The sequence below is a fragment of the Sporichthyaceae bacterium genome (genome assembly GCA_036493475.1).
Taxonomy (GTDB): domain Bacteria; phylum Actinomycetota; class Actinomycetes; order Sporichthyales; family Sporichthyaceae; genus DASQPJ01.
In genome coordinates this window covers 17,765-31,207 of sequence record DASXPS010000168.1, presented here as the reverse complement: position 1 = coordinate 31,207, position 13,443 = coordinate 17,765, and the positions used below count along the sequence as shown (strand labels likewise).

The 13,443-nt window shown below is 69.1% G+C and carries 16 protein-coding genes; 9 read left to right on the top strand and 7 right to left on the bottom strand.

Annotated elements, in window-relative coordinates; genetic code table 11:
• On the bottom strand, positions 1-330 hold a 330-nt coding region (locus tag VGJ14_17160), incomplete at its 3' end, for a hypothetical protein (GenBank protein ID HEY2834161.1).
• Positions 331-514: 184 nt separating this feature from the next.
• Between VGJ14_17160 and VGJ14_17155 the strand changes: the two genes are divergently transcribed.
• From VGJ14_17155 to VGJ14_17145, 3 genes are read left to right on the top strand one after another with little or no spacing between them, the layout of a single operon-like run.
• Complete coding sequence (locus VGJ14_17155; protein ID HEY2834160.1) at positions 515-859, top strand: hypothetical protein; 345 nt, start codon at positions 515-517, stop codon at positions 857-859.
• A gap of 4 nt (positions 860-863) precedes the next feature.
• On the top strand, positions 864-2,033 hold the full coding sequence (locus VGJ14_17150) for an SAM-dependent methyltransferase (GenBank protein ID HEY2834159.1): 1,170 nt from the start codon (positions 864-866) through the stop codon (positions 2,031-2,033).
• A complete protein-coding gene (locus VGJ14_17145) occupies positions 2,030-3,091 on the top strand; it encodes a hypothetical protein (protein ID HEY2834158.1) in 1,062 nt (353 codons plus the stop codon). Before VGJ14_17150 ends, VGJ14_17145 begins: the two co-directional genes overlap by 4 nt.
• Here the strand turns inward: VGJ14_17145 and VGJ14_17140 are convergent.
• The gene (locus VGJ14_17140; protein ID HEY2834157.1) at positions 3,088-4,056 is read right to left on the bottom strand and encodes a hypothetical protein; all 969 of its coding nucleotides are present in this window, start codon (positions 4,054-4,056) and stop codon (positions 3,088-3,090) included. The two genes, VGJ14_17145 and VGJ14_17140, sit on opposite strands and share 4 nt — an antisense overlap.
• A gap of 4 nt (positions 4,057-4,060) precedes the next feature.
• The gene (locus tag VGJ14_17135) at positions 4,061-5,044 is read right to left on the bottom strand and encodes a hypothetical protein (protein ID HEY2834156.1); all 984 of its coding nucleotides are present in this window, start codon (positions 5,042-5,044) and stop codon (positions 4,061-4,063) included.
• 185 nt (positions 5,045-5,229) lie between these two features.
• Here VGJ14_17135 and VGJ14_17130 point away from each other — a divergent pair, with 185 nt between their 5' ends.
• Complete coding sequence (locus VGJ14_17130; protein ID HEY2834155.1) at positions 5,230-5,520, top strand: hypothetical protein; 291 nt, start codon at positions 5,230-5,232, stop codon at positions 5,518-5,520.
• Between the two features lie 73 nt (positions 5,521-5,593).
• Here VGJ14_17130 and serC read toward each other — a convergent pair whose 3' ends face one another.
• Positions 5,594-6,721, bottom strand: a complete 1,128-nt coding sequence (gene serC, locus VGJ14_17125; GenBank protein HEY2834154.1) for a phosphoserine transaminase — start codon at positions 6,719-6,721, stop codon at positions 5,594-5,596.
• Positions 6,722-6,970: 249 nt separating this feature from the next.
• On the opposite strand from serC, the gene VGJ14_17120 reads away from it, so the two are divergent.
• Positions 6,971-7,663 carry a dienelactone hydrolase family protein gene (locus VGJ14_17120; GenBank protein HEY2834153.1) on the top strand — a complete coding sequence of 231 codons (693 nt, stop codon included), beginning with the start codon at positions 6,971-6,973 and terminating at the stop codon, positions 7,661-7,663.
• Between the two features lie 11 nt (positions 7,664-7,674).
• Positions 7,675-8,340 carry a pyridoxamine 5'-phosphate oxidase gene (pdxH, locus tag VGJ14_17115; GenBank protein ID HEY2834152.1) on the top strand — a complete coding sequence of 222 codons (666 nt, stop codon included), beginning with the start codon at positions 7,675-7,677 and terminating at the stop codon, positions 8,338-8,340.
• Here pdxH and VGJ14_17110 read toward each other — a convergent pair.
• The gene (locus VGJ14_17110) at positions 8,292-8,522 is read right to left on the bottom strand and encodes a hypothetical protein (GenBank protein ID HEY2834151.1); all 231 of its coding nucleotides are present in this window, start codon (positions 8,520-8,522) and stop codon (positions 8,292-8,294) included. The genes pdxH and VGJ14_17110 overlap by 49 nt on opposite strands.
• Positions 8,523-8,598: 76 nt before the next feature.
• Here VGJ14_17110 and VGJ14_17105 point away from each other — a divergent pair, with 76 nt between their 5' ends.
• Positions 8,599-9,096 carry a MarR family transcriptional regulator gene (locus VGJ14_17105; protein ID HEY2834150.1) on the top strand — a complete coding sequence of 166 codons (498 nt, stop codon included), beginning with the start codon at positions 8,599-8,601 and terminating at the stop codon, positions 9,094-9,096.
• A 368-nt stretch (positions 9,097-9,464) separates the two neighbouring features.
• Here VGJ14_17105 and VGJ14_17100 read toward each other — a convergent pair whose 3' ends face one another.
• A complete protein-coding gene (locus tag VGJ14_17100) occupies positions 9,465-10,148 on the bottom strand; it encodes an FAD-binding domain-containing protein (protein ID HEY2834149.1) in 684 nt (227 codons plus the stop codon).
• An 11-nt stretch (positions 10,149-10,159) separates the two neighbouring features.
• Positions 10,160-10,342, bottom strand: a complete 183-nt coding sequence (locus tag VGJ14_17095) for a hypothetical protein (GenBank protein HEY2834148.1) — start codon at positions 10,340-10,342, stop codon at positions 10,160-10,162.
• A 327-nt stretch (positions 10,343-10,669) separates the two neighbouring features.
• Between VGJ14_17095 and VGJ14_17090 the strand changes: the two genes are divergently transcribed.
• Positions 10,670-11,680 (top strand): ABC transporter permease, encoded by a 1,011-nt coding sequence (locus VGJ14_17090; protein HEY2834147.1) that lies wholly within the window; start codon positions 10,670-10,672, stop codon positions 11,678-11,680.
• Positions 11,677-13,440: an ABC transporter substrate-binding protein gene (locus VGJ14_17085; GenBank protein HEY2834146.1), complete on the top strand. Its 1,764-nt coding sequence runs from the start codon at positions 11,677-11,679 to the stop codon at positions 13,438-13,440. Before VGJ14_17090 ends, VGJ14_17085 begins: the two co-directional genes overlap by 4 nt.
• The last annotated feature ends 3 nt before the right edge of the window (positions 13,441-13,443 follow it).

Here is a 13,443-nt window from a genome sequence, read left to right as displayed (position 1 = left end):
GGAGCCGCCGAACATTCGGTCTTTGCCGCTGCCACCGCAGAGGATGTCGTCGCCCTTGCCGCCCCACATGTAGTGGTCGCCGGTCTTCCCGAAGATGATGTCAGGCCCGCTGGTGCCGATCAGCGCCTCGTTACCGGAGGTGCCGACGATGACGAAGCGCACCGTGCCACTGCCGTCGTCATACATGGTGCCTGCCGGCGGGCTGGCACTGCAGTCGGCCTTATCGCCTGCAGCGGCGTGTGCGGTGGTGGCGGCGAGCAGCGGGGCGGAGACCGTCAGGACGCCGGCGGCGATCCAGGTCGTGACCCGACGGGTCGTGGAGCGGCTCATGGTGGGACCCCCTCTGCCGCGCGGGAGGAGGTCCCGAGCGGCCGTTTGTGGCGGCCCGCCCACACGGGGGCGGTCAGGCACGAGCGTGACCCGGACAGATCCGGCAACAACAGTCGATACCGCCGAACGGTGGACAACCGGACCAGTCGGTTAGGTTTCGGGCGTTGTCGCCGAAAGGAGAGACGTGGACGCGCTGCGGCATGCGTTGTTGCTCGTGCACCTGGCGGGGATGGCCGTCCTGCTCGGCGGCTTCCTGCTGCAGGCGATGTCGAAGGACCTGCGGATGACCGCGCCGATCGTCGTCGGTGCGCCCGCGCAGTTGATATCCGGCGCGTTGTTGGTGCTCGTCGACCACCACATCGACCACCACCTGGACACGGCGAAGATCAGCACCAAATTGGCGATCGCGCTGGTGGTGACCGGGCTGGTGCACGGCACTATGCGTCGCGTCCCGTCGCCGCCGCCCATCTTCTACGGGGCGTTCGGGCTCGCCGCGGCCAACGTGGTCATCGCCTACGCGTGGAGTTGAGGGTGTGGCCGAGCCGTTGACCGAGGTGTTGGCCGAACTGCGCGGGCTGCTGCTCGACCCCGGCCTGATGCGCGCGGTCGCGTCCGGCCGGCGCCACCGCGGACCGGCGCCGGATTGGCGTCGGGTGGAGCTGCGGCCGGTGCAGTTGAAGGGCGGCCCGCGATTGCAGGAGGTGCGGGTCGACGAGCGCACGGCGCACACCCGCAACCTCGACGACGCCGAAGCGGCGGCCGCGGTGGATGAGTTGTTGGCCGCGCCGTTCGGCAACTGGCACGTGGCCGGGGCAACGGGCACCGTGCAAATGCGGGTGACCAAGAAGGGCGAGGCGTTGGTGCATCGCAGCGGCACGGCTGCCGCGGTGGAAACCACGCACGACCGCAGCAAGAGGCGGCTGCTGGCGCCGGACGATCCGTTGTTCACCGAGCTCGGCGCGGATGCGGGCAAGCGTCGTCAGGTGGATGCGTTCCTGCGGTTGCTGGCCCCGGAGCTGAACGCGGTGGCGGGGCGGGATCCGTTGCACGTGGTGGACCTGGGTTGCGGGCACGCTTATTTGAGCTTCGCCGCCCAGCGCTACTTGAGCACGGTGTCGGCGGGTGCGGTGACGCTGACCGGGGTGGACCTGCGCGAGGCCGCCCTGGCGCGCAACACCGCGCTGGCCGCGCGGTTGGGGGTCGCGGGGGTGACCCGGTTCGTGGCCGCGGACATCGCCGGGGCCGACGTCGCGGCGGGGGACGTGGTGCTCGCGTTGCACGCCTGCGACACCGCCACCGACGAGGCGCTGGCCCGGGCGGTCGGCTGGGCGACGCCGCTGCTGGTCGCCGCACCCTGCTGTCATCACGAGACGGCGGCGACGTTGCGGACGCAGGGCGCACCGGCACAGTACGGCTCGTTGCTGAAGCACGGCATCCTGCGCGAACGCCTGGCCGACGTGCTCACCGACGCCCTGCGCGCGTTGCTGCTGCGCCTGGTCGGTTACCGGGTGGACGTGCTGGAGTTCGTCTCCACCGAGCACACCGCACGCAACGTGGCGATCCGGGCGGTGCGCACCGGCGCGCCCGCCGATCCGGCGCTGGTCGACGAGTACCGTGCGATCACGACGGAGTGGGGGCTGCGGCCGCGTCTGGCCGCGCTGCTCTCCGCGGAACTGACGCAGCGTCATGGGGGCGAGTGGTGAGACGCGGCCTGCTGCTCGCGGCGCTGGTATCGGCGTGTGCCGCGGCTGCTGCCCTCGGTGCGCCGGCCCGGGCCGCCGACGACAAACCCAGTGTGCTGTTTCGGTACACCGATCAACGGATCACCGAGTCCAGCGGGTTGGCGGTGAGCCTGCGCCACCGCGGGGTGGTGTTCACGCACAACGACTCCGGGCATCCGCCGCAGGTCTTCGCGGTTGACACCAAGACCGGCAACACCACGGCCACGCTGACCCTGAACGGCGCGTCCGACCGGGACTGGGAGTCGATCACCGAGTGCGCCGGGCCGGGCGGTCCGATGATCTGGGTCGGCGAGGTCGGCGACAACCTGGCCATCTACAAGACTTATCGGCTGCTCGGCGTTCGGGAACCGGCCGACCTGCGCACCGGCGACGTGCCCTATGTCTCCTACGACTTCGCCTACGCCGACTCCAAGGCGCGCAACGCGGAGACGTTGCTGTGCCGGCCCTCGGACAATCACCTGTTCGTGGTGTCCAAACAGGACGCGGGCCAGGCGGCGGTCTGGGCGGTGCCGACACCGTTGCAGCAGGGCCGGGTGAATGTGCTGCACCGCGTGGCGGGCGCGCCGGCGATCGTCACCGACGGCACGTTCCTGCCCGGCTCGAAATACGTGGTGTTGCGCGGGTACAGCGAGGCGTGGGTGCTGGACGCGGAGTGGCGCACCGTGGCCACGTTCACCCCACCGATCCAGATCCAGGGGGAGTCGGTAACCGCGATGGGAGACCGCAGCGCGCTGCTGTTCGGCAGTGAGGGCCTGAACTCGGCGGTGTGGCGGGTGCCGTTGCCCGCCGACCCGGCGAAGTTGGCCGGCACCGGCGGGCCGAGTCCGGGAGACGGCGAGCCCACCGAGACGCCGTCCGCGTCCGCGCATCGCGCCTCGGCCAAGCCCAGCCACCCGGTGTCGGCCCAGCCGGTCGGCGACTCCCACGGCCTGCCCGGCGTCGACGGCCGCTGGGTGGCGCTGCTGTCCGCCCTCGGTCTGGGCGCCCTGGTGCTCGTCCTGGCCACCCGCCGGGATTAGTGCAGCGCGTGCCCGCCGAGGTGGGGCGGGCGGATGCCGGCGGGTTTGCCGCCCTTGTCGCAGGCGGCGCTGATCACCGCGACGTTGCTCGCGAACGTCGCGTAGTCATCGGAGCTCGGGCCGTTGAGCAGCGCGACGACGAGGTCGGATTCGGAGATCGCTTGGCGCATCTGGTCCGTGACGCACTGCGCCGCGGCGGCGGACATCGCGCCCTGTTGACTCTCCTGGCGTAGTTGGTCCTCGAAGGCGGTGCGGAACGGGGACTTGCCGTCCGGGCCCTGTTTCTCGCAGGCCTGGAAGATGGCGCCGATGGTGTCGTCGTTGCGGTTGGACTGCAGGCCGTAGGCGAGCTTGCGGAACGTGTCGTCGTCCTTGGCCTGCATGCCCAGGTTCAGGCACGCGCGGTAGCCCGCATCGGCGAACGGGTCGTCGGCGCCGTCGGGCTTGTAGTTGGGTCCGAACTGGCTGGCGTATTCCGCGCGCAGATAGTCCACGCCCCACTCGTCCAGTCGCCACTGGCCGTCGGTGCGCACGAAGTGCCAGGTGCCCTTGGCGCCGGCGCTGGCCCCGCCGGAGTCGGTGATGACCGCGGTCGCGGTATCCCCGGCCACCCGCACTTTGCTGACCGAAGCGCCGGTGGTCGGTTGAGTGTCGCCGTCGTCGGCGGCAATGCAGGTGTCCAGGCCGCCGAACACCGTGCTGACCAAATGGGTGGTGAACAGGTCGGCGCACACGTGGGACGGGCTGCCGCTGTTGATGCCCTTGGCCAGCGTGGTCAGCGCAGCGACGTCGGCCTTCGAGCCGGGCACGCCGACGGCAGTGGGGCTTGCCGTGGGTTGCGCCGAGGGCGGGGCATAGCTGCGCATCGCCTCGTCGTGGCCCCCGCCGCAACCGGCGAGGACGAGGGTGAGCGCGACCAGGGTCGCGGTGGACGTGCGCACCCGCACATCATGCAGGCCGGTCACGACCTCAGTGCAACGGGCGAATCGTGTACTGGTGCTTCGGGGCCCGGATGGTCGGGTGCGACCCGGTGCTGCCCTTGGCGCAGGCCTGCGTCGCCGTGGCCACCGTGGTCGAGACCTTGCTGAGCTCCTTCGAGCCGGTCCCGTTCAGCACGGCGTTGATCAGGTTCGCCTCCGGGATCGCCGTGCGCAGTTTGTCGATGACGCAGTCGGCGGCCTCGGCGGGCGCGCCGTAGGCGTGGAACTCCTGGCGCAGGCCCTTCTCGAAGATGGCGCGGAACGGGGACTCCCCACCCGGGCCCTTGCTCGCACAGGCCGCGAAGACCGACCCGGCCACGGTGTTGTGGTCGGTTTCCATCTCGAGGGCGAGCTTGCGGAACGCCGCGTCGTCCTTGGCCACCATCCCGTCGCGGACACAGAGCCGGTAGCCGGCGTTGGCGAACGGGTCGTCGGCCTCGGTGGCCTTGTAGTTGGGGCCGAAGTTCACCGCGGTCAGGGAGCGCATGTAGTCCACGCCCCATCCGGCCAGCTTCCAGGTCTTACCGGTGCGCTCGAAGTGCCAGGTGCCGGTTGCCCCGTCGTTGGCGCCGCCGGAGTCGGTGACGATCGCGGTGGCCTTGTTGCCGTTGACCTGGATGGAGACGGCGGTCACTGCGGTGGTCGGGTCGTCCTCGTCGGCGCCGGCCACGCAGTTGTCCACGGTGCCGAATGTGCTGCTGATCATCGCTGTGTTCATCAGCGTCTTGCAGGCGAGTTCGGGCTTGCCGGTCTCGATGGACTTGGTGAGTTTGGTGATCGCGATGATGTCCGCCTTGGACCCGGACGACGGGGCGGCGACGGCGGGCGCGGCGCTCGCCACGGTCGAGGCAGAGGCCCCGGCGCTCGGCGCGGCGCTGCTGTTCGCCGTGTCGGCGCCCGCGCCGCCGCTGCCACCACAGCCGGCGGTAGCGGCCAACGCCAGCGCGAGGATCGTCGGGCCCAGCATCCGCATGACGGTCTCCCTCTGCCGTAGCTGTTCCTGATCAGGATGTCAGCCGATGCCCGTCACCAACCGACTTTCGCAATAGGAGGAACACAGACGGTTTCGGTCGGAATGTCACTGGACATCAGGTCGAACGATCCCGGGTAGGAACCTCACGTACCGTGCTGATGAGGCACGAATTGTGAGGAGGAGTCATGGCGTCGCGATTCGCATCGCGCTGGTTCGTCCCAGCGCTGTTCGCCGTCTCCGCTGTTGTTCCGGTCGCCGGGGTGGGCACGGCTCACGCCGCCACCGCGGCGCAGACCCAGCCCTCCCACTGGTACCCGCCGGGTGACGGCTATGGGGACGGATACGGCGGGTACGGGCACCACCACTACCGTCACCACTACCACCCCAACTGCAACAACGACCCGGAGTCCCCGTACGCCATGGGCCCCGAGTGTCCGCGCAGTCACAACGAGCCCTACTACCCGCCTTACGACTGAGCGGGCGTCCCGCGGAACCCGTTGCGTCCGGCCAACCCGACGTTATTGCGCACCGTTGGCCGGACGCATGGGTTTACAGGGCGGCGACGACGTGGTCGATGCAGGCGGTGAGCGCCTCGACGTCGGAGGTCTCCACGGCGGGGAACATCGCGATGCGCAGCTGATTGCGGCCCAGCTTGCGATAGGGCTCGGTGTCCACGATGCCGTTGGCGCGCAGCACCTTGGCCACCGCGGCGGCGTCCACCGAGTCGACGAAGTCGATGGTGCCCACCACCAGCGAGCGCTGTGCCGGGTCGAGGACGAACGGGGTGGCGAACTCCGACTTCTCCGCCCAGGTGTACAGGTGGTTGGAGGACGCGGTGGTTCGCCCCACGGCCCACTCCAGACCGCCGTTGCCGTTCATCCAGTCCAGCTGCTCGGCGAGCAGGAACAGGGTGGCCAGCGCCGGGGTGTTGTAGGTCTGATCCTTGCTGGAGTTGTCGATCGCGGTGGGCAGGTCGAAGAAGGTCGGGATGTAGCGACCCGAGGAGGAGATCTCCTCGACCCGGGCCAGCGCGGCCGGGGACATGATCGCCAGCCACAGCCCGCCGTCGGAGGCGAAGCACTTCTGCGGCGCGAAGTAGTAGGCGTCGGTCTCGGTGACGTCCACCGGCAGGCCGCCCGCACCGGAGGTCGCGTCGACCAGCACCAGCGCGCCCTCCTCGGCACCCGTGACCCGCGCAATGGGCATCGCGACCCCGGTGGAGGTCTCGTTGTGCGTGTAGGCGTAGACGTCGATGCCGGCCTCGGCCCGGGGCAACGGGTGCGAACCCGGCTCGGCCTTGAGCACGGTGGGCTCGCCCAGCCACGGCGCCCCCTTGCAGACGCTCGCGAATTTCGAGGAGAACTCCCCGAAGTGCAGGTGTTGGCTGCGCTTGCGCACCAGGCCGAACGCGGCTATATCCCAGAACGCGGTCGCGCCGCCGTTGCCCAGCACCACCTGGTAACCCTCGGGTACGGAGAACAGCGCGGAGATGCCCTGCCGCACGCGCTTGACGGTGTTCTTCACCGGGGCCTGCCGGTGCGAGGTGCCCAGCAACGAGGCGCCGGCCGCGGCCAGCGCGGACAGCGCCTCCGGGCGCACCTTGGACGGGCCACAGCCGAAACGGCCGTCGGCGGGTTTGAGTTCGGTGGGAATGATGATCGTGCTCGGGTCGCTCACAGCTTGAATCCCTTGACTCGCTCCGGTGCCGAGCCATGCTCGGCCGGTCGACGCCGTCGACGCTGTCGGCTCCGTCGCCCATTGTTCCGTACGCCGGTCAGCGGCGAACCCCGTCCCTACGTGCTCCGGGCCACAGTTACCCGGGATGTTCGCTGCGCTCAACAGACTCAATCGGCTCGGGAGGAGCGAGCGCTCGTTCCTCGCCGGCTCGCTTCTCCGCTCGCCTCACTCGTCTGTAACCTCGCAGGCATGGCGAACAACGTGGAGTTTGCGAGCAATGGAGGCACGGCGGGCGGTTACCTGGCACTACCGGCGAGCGGACGCGGGCCGGGCGTGCTGGTGCTGCAGGAATGGTGGGGCCTGGACCCATCGCTGAAGATCATGGTCGACCGGTTGGCCGAGGCGGGCTTCGTCGCGCTGGCCCCGGACCTGTACCACGGCGAGCTGGCAGCGCACGACGAAATGGACAAGGCGGGCAAGCTGATGAACAGCCTGCCGCCGGACCGCGCCGCCCGGGACATGAGCGGGGCCATCGACTTCCTGGCCGGGCATGAGGCCGTCACCGGGGATGCGCTCGGCGTCACCGGCTTCTGCATGGGCGGCCTGCTCACCATGCTCATCGCGGCCGGCCGCGGCGACAAGATCAAGGCCGCGGTGCCGTTCTACGGCTTCCCGCCGCCGGACATGGAGCCGGACTGGTCCGGGTTGACCGCAGTGGTGCGCGGCCACATGGCGGGCAACGACGACTTCTTCGCACCCGAAGCGGCTCGGGCGCTGGAGGCCAAGCTGCAGGGGATGGGCAAGGACGTTCAATTCACCGTGCACGACGGTGCGGGCCACGCGTTCATGAACCCGCAGAACCCGCTCGGCAACACCGACGAGGCGCTGGCCGCCAAGTGCTGGGCCGAGGCGACCGCCTTCCTGCACAGCCAGCTGGACTGACGTCCCCTCAGGTGAATCCGGACCTCGGTGGCCCCGACCCGGTCCTGGCCGGGATGCGCCAGGAGTACATGGCCGAGGGCCTGGATGTCGGCGACCTCGATCCGGACCCGCTGGTGGCCTTCGGGGAGTGGTTCCGCGAGGTCGCCGCGGCCGGGTTGGCCGAACCGAACGCCATGGTGGTCTCCACCGTGGGTGCGGACGGCACGCCGTCGTCGCGGATGACGCTGCTCAAGGAGTTCGACCAGCGCGGGTTCCTGTTCTTCACCAACTACGCCTCGCGCAAGGCCGCCGATCTCGAGGCCCGCGCCGCGGTGTCGTTGCTGTTCCCGTGGCACGGCCTGCGTCGGCAGGTGATCGTCACCGGTCGGGCCGAACGGGTCGACCCGTCCGAGTCGGCGGCGTATTTCCGGTCCCGCCCACGTGCCTCGCAGATCGGCGCGTGGGCCTCGCGACAGTCCACCGTGCTCGGCTCCCGGGCCGAACTCGACGAACGGTTCGCCGAGCTCAATCGGCGCTGGCCAATGGGCACCGAGGTGCCGGCGCCGGACTTCTGGGGCGGCTACCGGGTGATCCCTGAGGCCATGGAGTTCTGGCAGGGGAGAAGCTCCCGGCTGCACGACCGGTTGCGCTACACCCTTGGACCGGCGGGTTGGACGACCGACCGCTTGGCGCCCTGAGTCGCCGTCCGACCGGCGTAGCGGGCGGCGCGCTCGCGGGCCAGTCGCATGTGCGGGTCGTTGTGCGGGCTGAGCTGGGGCGGGCCAAAGATGTGGAACAACCCTCGGCGTATCCGGTAGCCGATGCGCCACGGCAGGTCCTCGAAGCCATGCGGTTCGTGGGTGGGGGGCTTCTCGTTCATCGCAAACCTCCATTGGCGTGCTGATGTTTAGTACACTAATCAATAGTGCACCAAAGACAAGCGCTAGGGTGGAACTGTGAGCGAGCAGACACTGACCCGCACCATTGACCTCGGCCCGAACCCGCTGGAGTTGGAACGGCAGGTGTGTTTCGCCTTGTCGGTGGCCAGCCGCTGCGTGATCGGGGTGTACCGGCCGCTGCTGGAGCCACACGGGCTCACGCATCCGCAGTACCTGGTGATGCTCGCCATGTGGGACCACGACGGCCCGCGCGCGGCCAAGGACCTGGCAACCGCGCTGCACTTCGACCCGGCGACGCTGTCGCCCATGCTCAAGCGACTGGAGGCGCTGGGTTACCTGAGCCGTGCCCGGCACACCGACGACGAGCGGGTGCTGATGGTCGACCTCACCGATTCAGGCCGGGCGCTGAAGGCGGAGGCGGAGAAAATCCCCTACGCGGTGGTCGCGCGCCTGGGCATGGACCTCGACGACCTGGTGGCCATCCAGCAGTCATTGATGCGAGTGATCGCGGCCACCGACCGCATGCCGGCCGCGGACGTCGACCCGCTGGCCTGACCCCCGGACAAACGGAAACCCGCGGCTGTCGACGTGTCGACAGTTCGAGGGGACGTACCCCGAACACCGCGGGCCCCGGGTGACTGCAGTGGATTCGCCGACCGCCTGTGGCAACCGGTGAAGGCACAACCGTCAGCGGCTAGCTTGCAGCCACCTCACGCGTCCTATGAATACACAAAGTTAGGACCACCTCCCATCCGTGTACCTCGACGGTACGTGGAAAAGCCGGCGAGTGTCGAGCACATTTTTGCCGCGCCTGTCGGGCGGTCCCGGTCCCCCACACGGAGCATGGTTGCTGTCGCCCAACGCCACCTACGCCGTCGTGTCCGTGCTCTCCGACGAGGATGGGCGCAGCGCGCTGACCCGGGTCAGGCTCGACTGAGTGCGCGCACCTGCTCGAGCCGGCGCAGCGCCTCGCGTCGCTCCGTGGCGTGATCCACGATCCGCCGCGGGTAGCGGTGGGCGTAGCCCTCCGGCACGTCCCACGGAACGTGCGCGGCTGCGCCGGGCGGGTGCCGTAGCTCGGGGATCCACGCCCGCACGTAGTCCCCGTCCGGGTCGAACTTCTGGCCCTGCTTGACCGGGTTGAACACCCGAAAGTACGGGGCGGCGTCGGCCCCACAGCCGGCCACCCACTGCCAGTTCAACTGGTTGGAGGCCAGGTCCCCGTCGCGCAGGCGCTGCATGAACCAGCGCGCGCCGTGCTGCCACTCCAGGTGCAGGTCCTTGACCAGGAACGAGGCGACGATCATCCGCACCCGGTTGTGCATCCAGCCGGAATGCAGCAACTGCCGCATGCCGGCATCGACCATCGGGTAGCCGGTGCGGCCCTGCTGCCAGGCCTCCAGCTGCTCGCCGGGGCCGGCATAGGGCATGCGGGCGAACTCGGGACGCAGATACTCCCGCGCGGTCTGCGGGCGGTGGAACAACATGTCGGCGTGGAACTTTCGCCGGGCCAATTCCTCACGGAACGTGGCAGCGCCGCTGGTGCCCAGCGGGTCGGCGTGCCCGTCGCGCTCGGCCGGATCGGCGAGCAGAGTGCGCGGATGCAACTCACCGAACTTCAGCGCCGTGGAAAGATCTGACGTACCGTCAACTGGGGGTTGTCCCGGTCGGTGGCGTAAGCGCGCAGTGCCCCGTCGCGGAACCTGCGCCACCGACGCAGCGCCGCTTCCTCGCCGGCCGGGGACAGTGCGGCGCCGGCCGCGGGCAGCTCGTGCACGGTCGGCGGGTGCACCCATTCCACGCGCCGGGGGCTGGCGCGCGCAGCGTGGCCACCAGACGCGCGCGCCGGGGATCGCCGGCGGGTTGCCACAGGGCCGGATCGATGAGGAACAACGGCACCACCGCGGCCCGGCCGTCGCCGAACCCGGACGAGCCCGCCGCGGCCAGCAGCGCTGGGTTGTCCCGTAGCCGCAGATCCCGGCGGAACCACATCACATTGGCCGTCATGCAGGGAGCCTGGGCATTCCACTCGGGGGGCAAACCCCCGGTGCTTTCCCGGGGTGCCATCCGCCCCGTACGCTGCGCCGAACCACCGGTAAGGACGCCGGCCGCAGGAAGGGGCAGGCTGATGACCACCCTGCCGCCCGACCTGCTCGAGGAACCTGCCTCCGCCCCCGGGCCCGCCGATCCCGCTCGGCCGGCACCCACCCGGTCGCCCAGCCAGATCGCCTGGGAGCGCTTCAAGCGCGACAAGGTCGGCGTCATCGCGTCCGGCGTGGTCGGTTTCTATCTGCTGGTCGCGCTGTTCGCGCCGCTCATCGGCAAGATCTACGGCCGCGACCCGTACACCACCTACGGGCTGAACCACGCCGGCCTGCTCACCTCGAGCGGCCTGCCCGCGCAGGCGCACGGCGGCATCAGCTCTCGCTTCTGGTTGGGTGTCGAACCGGGCCTGGGCCGGGACGTGTTCATGCAGTTGGTGTACGGCGCGCGTACGTCGCTGTTCATCGCCATCACCATCTCGCTGATCACCTCGGTGGTCGGCGTCATCTACGGCATCACCACCGGGTACCTGGGCGGTCGGGTGGACCGGATCGCCGGCCGCGTCCTGGATCTGTTTCTGGTGTTCCCGGGGCTGCTGCTGATCATTGCGCTCAGCCCGGTGGTGGATTCCCGGTTCGTGGCCCCGGATGAGCAGACGCCGACGTGGTTGCGCTTCGCGGTGGTGATCTTCCTGTTCTCGTTGTTCGGCTGGACCTTCCAGGCCCGGCTCATCCGCGGCGAGGTGTTGTCCCTGCGCGAACGCGAGTTCGTCGACGCCGCGCGCATGTCCGGCGCAAGCACCTGGCGGATTGTGCGCAAGGAACTACTGCCGAATCTGTGGTCGCCGATCCTGGTCACCTTTTCCATCGCGGTGCCGGGCGTGGTCACCGGTGAGGCGGCGCTGGCCTTCCTCGGCATCGGCATCGTGGAGCCCACCCCGGACTGGGGACGGATGGTCAGCGCCGGTAAGGACGTCTACCTGTCCGACCCGGCGTACTTCGTCATTCCCGGCGCCACGCTGCTGATCCTGGTGCTGGCCGCGAACATCCTCGGCGACGCGGTACGCGACGCCCTGGACCCCAAGGGCCTGCGATGAAGCGGGCGGTCGGTCTGACGATGACCATCGTGTGTGTCGGTGGGTTACTGCCCGGCTGCACCTTCGGCGGTCACGGAGACGACCTCGCCGAGAGTGCTTCCTGCTCGGCCGAGGCCTCCGCGACGCCGATCCCGAAGTACAACTACCGCATCGACAACAAGGTGAGCGCGCCGGTGAAGCCGGTGCCCGACGCCAAGCGCGGCGGCACGGTGCGGGTCTACGACGTTGTCGACTACCAGCACCTGGACCCGGCGCGCATCTACGTCAACAACCTGCAGACCCTCTCGCAGCTGCTCACCCGTCAGCTCACCGGCTACCTGGAGGACGGCACCAACATCAAGCTGGTCGGCGATCTGGCCACCGACACCGGCAAATCAAGCAACGGCAACCGCACCTGGACCTACACCCTGCGGCCCGGCATTACCTGGGAGGACGGTTCGCCGGTCACCTCCGCCGACGTGAAGTACGGCCTGGAGCGGGAGTTCGTCGAGGACTACTCCGAGGGTCCGACCTATCTACAGACCTGGTTCGCGGGCACCCAGGACTTCCACTCTGTCTACAAGGGGCCCTACGACGGCAAGGAACTCGACGCCATCCAGACCCCCGACGACAAGACGGTGGTGCTGAATTTCAAGGAGGCACAGCCCGACGTGCCCTTCGCCATGGCGCTGCAGGGCGCGCCGGTGAAGAAGAGCAAGGACACCCGCGGCGACTACGACCTGAAGCCCTTCTCCAACGGGCCCTACAAGATCGCCTCGCACAACATCGACCGCAACATGGTGCTGGTGCGCAACACCGCATGGAAGGGCGCCTCCGACCCGATCCGCACCGACTACCCGGATCGGTTCGAGTTCACCTTTGGCGAGACCCCGTTGGACACCAACCGCCGGTTGATCGCCGCGGTGGGCGCCGACGCCGCCGCGATGACGGTTGTTGATGGGGTCTCACCCGAGGTACTGGACAAGGTGTTGAACCGGCCGGACCTGCTGGCCCGCAGCGTCAGCGGGCTCACCCAGTTCACCAGCTACGTGGTGTTCAACCTGCGTCGGATGACGGACATCCGGGTGCGCAAGGCGGTCATGTACGCCTACCCGCGCTGCCAATTGCGCCAACTGGTGGGTGGCCCGGACACCGGCGACTTCGCCGGCACGCTGTCCTCGCCGACCCTGGTCGGGCACGAGGACTCCGACCTCTTTCAGGTGCCCCCCGGCGGGGACCCGCAGCGGGCACGGGCGCTGCTGAAGGAAGCGGGCAAGCTCGGCACGAAATTGGTGATGCCCTACAACGCGTCCAGCCGACGTGGGCAGCAGGCCGGGATTATCACCACGCAGGCGCTGGAGAAGGCCGGCTTCAAGGTGATCAAGAAGGCCGTCGATCCCAAGGACCAGGACCTTGAGTCAGATCCAAGCAACCCGTTCGACGTCTACGCGCAGGGCTGGGCGGCGGACTGGCCGAGCGGGTCGACCGTTTACCCGCCGTTGTTCGACGGCCGGCTGATCGTGGATGGGCCGGGTAACACCGACCAGTCGTTCTTCAAAGACGACGCCATCAACAAGCAGATGGACGCCATTCGCAAGATCGCCGACCCGATCGAAGCGGGTAAGCGCTGGGCCGCACTGGACCGCGCAATTCTGCAAAAACTCCCCGTGTTTCCCGACACCTACTTGCGGTCCCGGCAGTTGTACGGGCCCCGGCTGGGCCACGTCACCTACGACAACATCTACGGCGAGGTTTCGCTGAACGGGCTGTACGTCAAGTGATTC

What these genes read in the sequence shown, in the direction of transcription:
- VGJ14_17090 (HEY2834147.1), top strand. Translation starts at nt 10,670, where the DNA reads ATGACCACCCTGCCGCCCGACCTGCTCGAGGAACCTGCCTCCGCCCCC.
- VGJ14_17130 (HEY2834155.1), top strand. Translation starts at nt 5,230, where the DNA reads ATGGCGTCGCGATTCGCATCGCGCTGGTTCGTCCCAGCGCTGTTCGCC.
- VGJ14_17120 (HEY2834153.1), top strand. Translation starts at nt 6,971, where the DNA reads ATGGCGAACAACGTGGAGTTTGCGAGCAATGGAGGCACGGCGGGCGGT.
- VGJ14_17110 (HEY2834151.1), bottom strand. Translation starts at nt 8,522, where the DNA reads ATGAACGAGAAGCCCCCCACCCACGAACCGCATGGCTTCGAGGACCTG.
- VGJ14_17135 (HEY2834156.1), bottom strand. Translation starts at nt 5,044, where the DNA reads ATGCGGATGCTGGGCCCGACGATCCTCGCGCTGGCGTTGGCCGCTACC.
- VGJ14_17085 (HEY2834146.1), top strand. Translation starts at nt 11,677, where the DNA reads ATGAAGCGGGCGGTCGGTCTGACGATGACCATCGTGTGTGTCGGTGGG.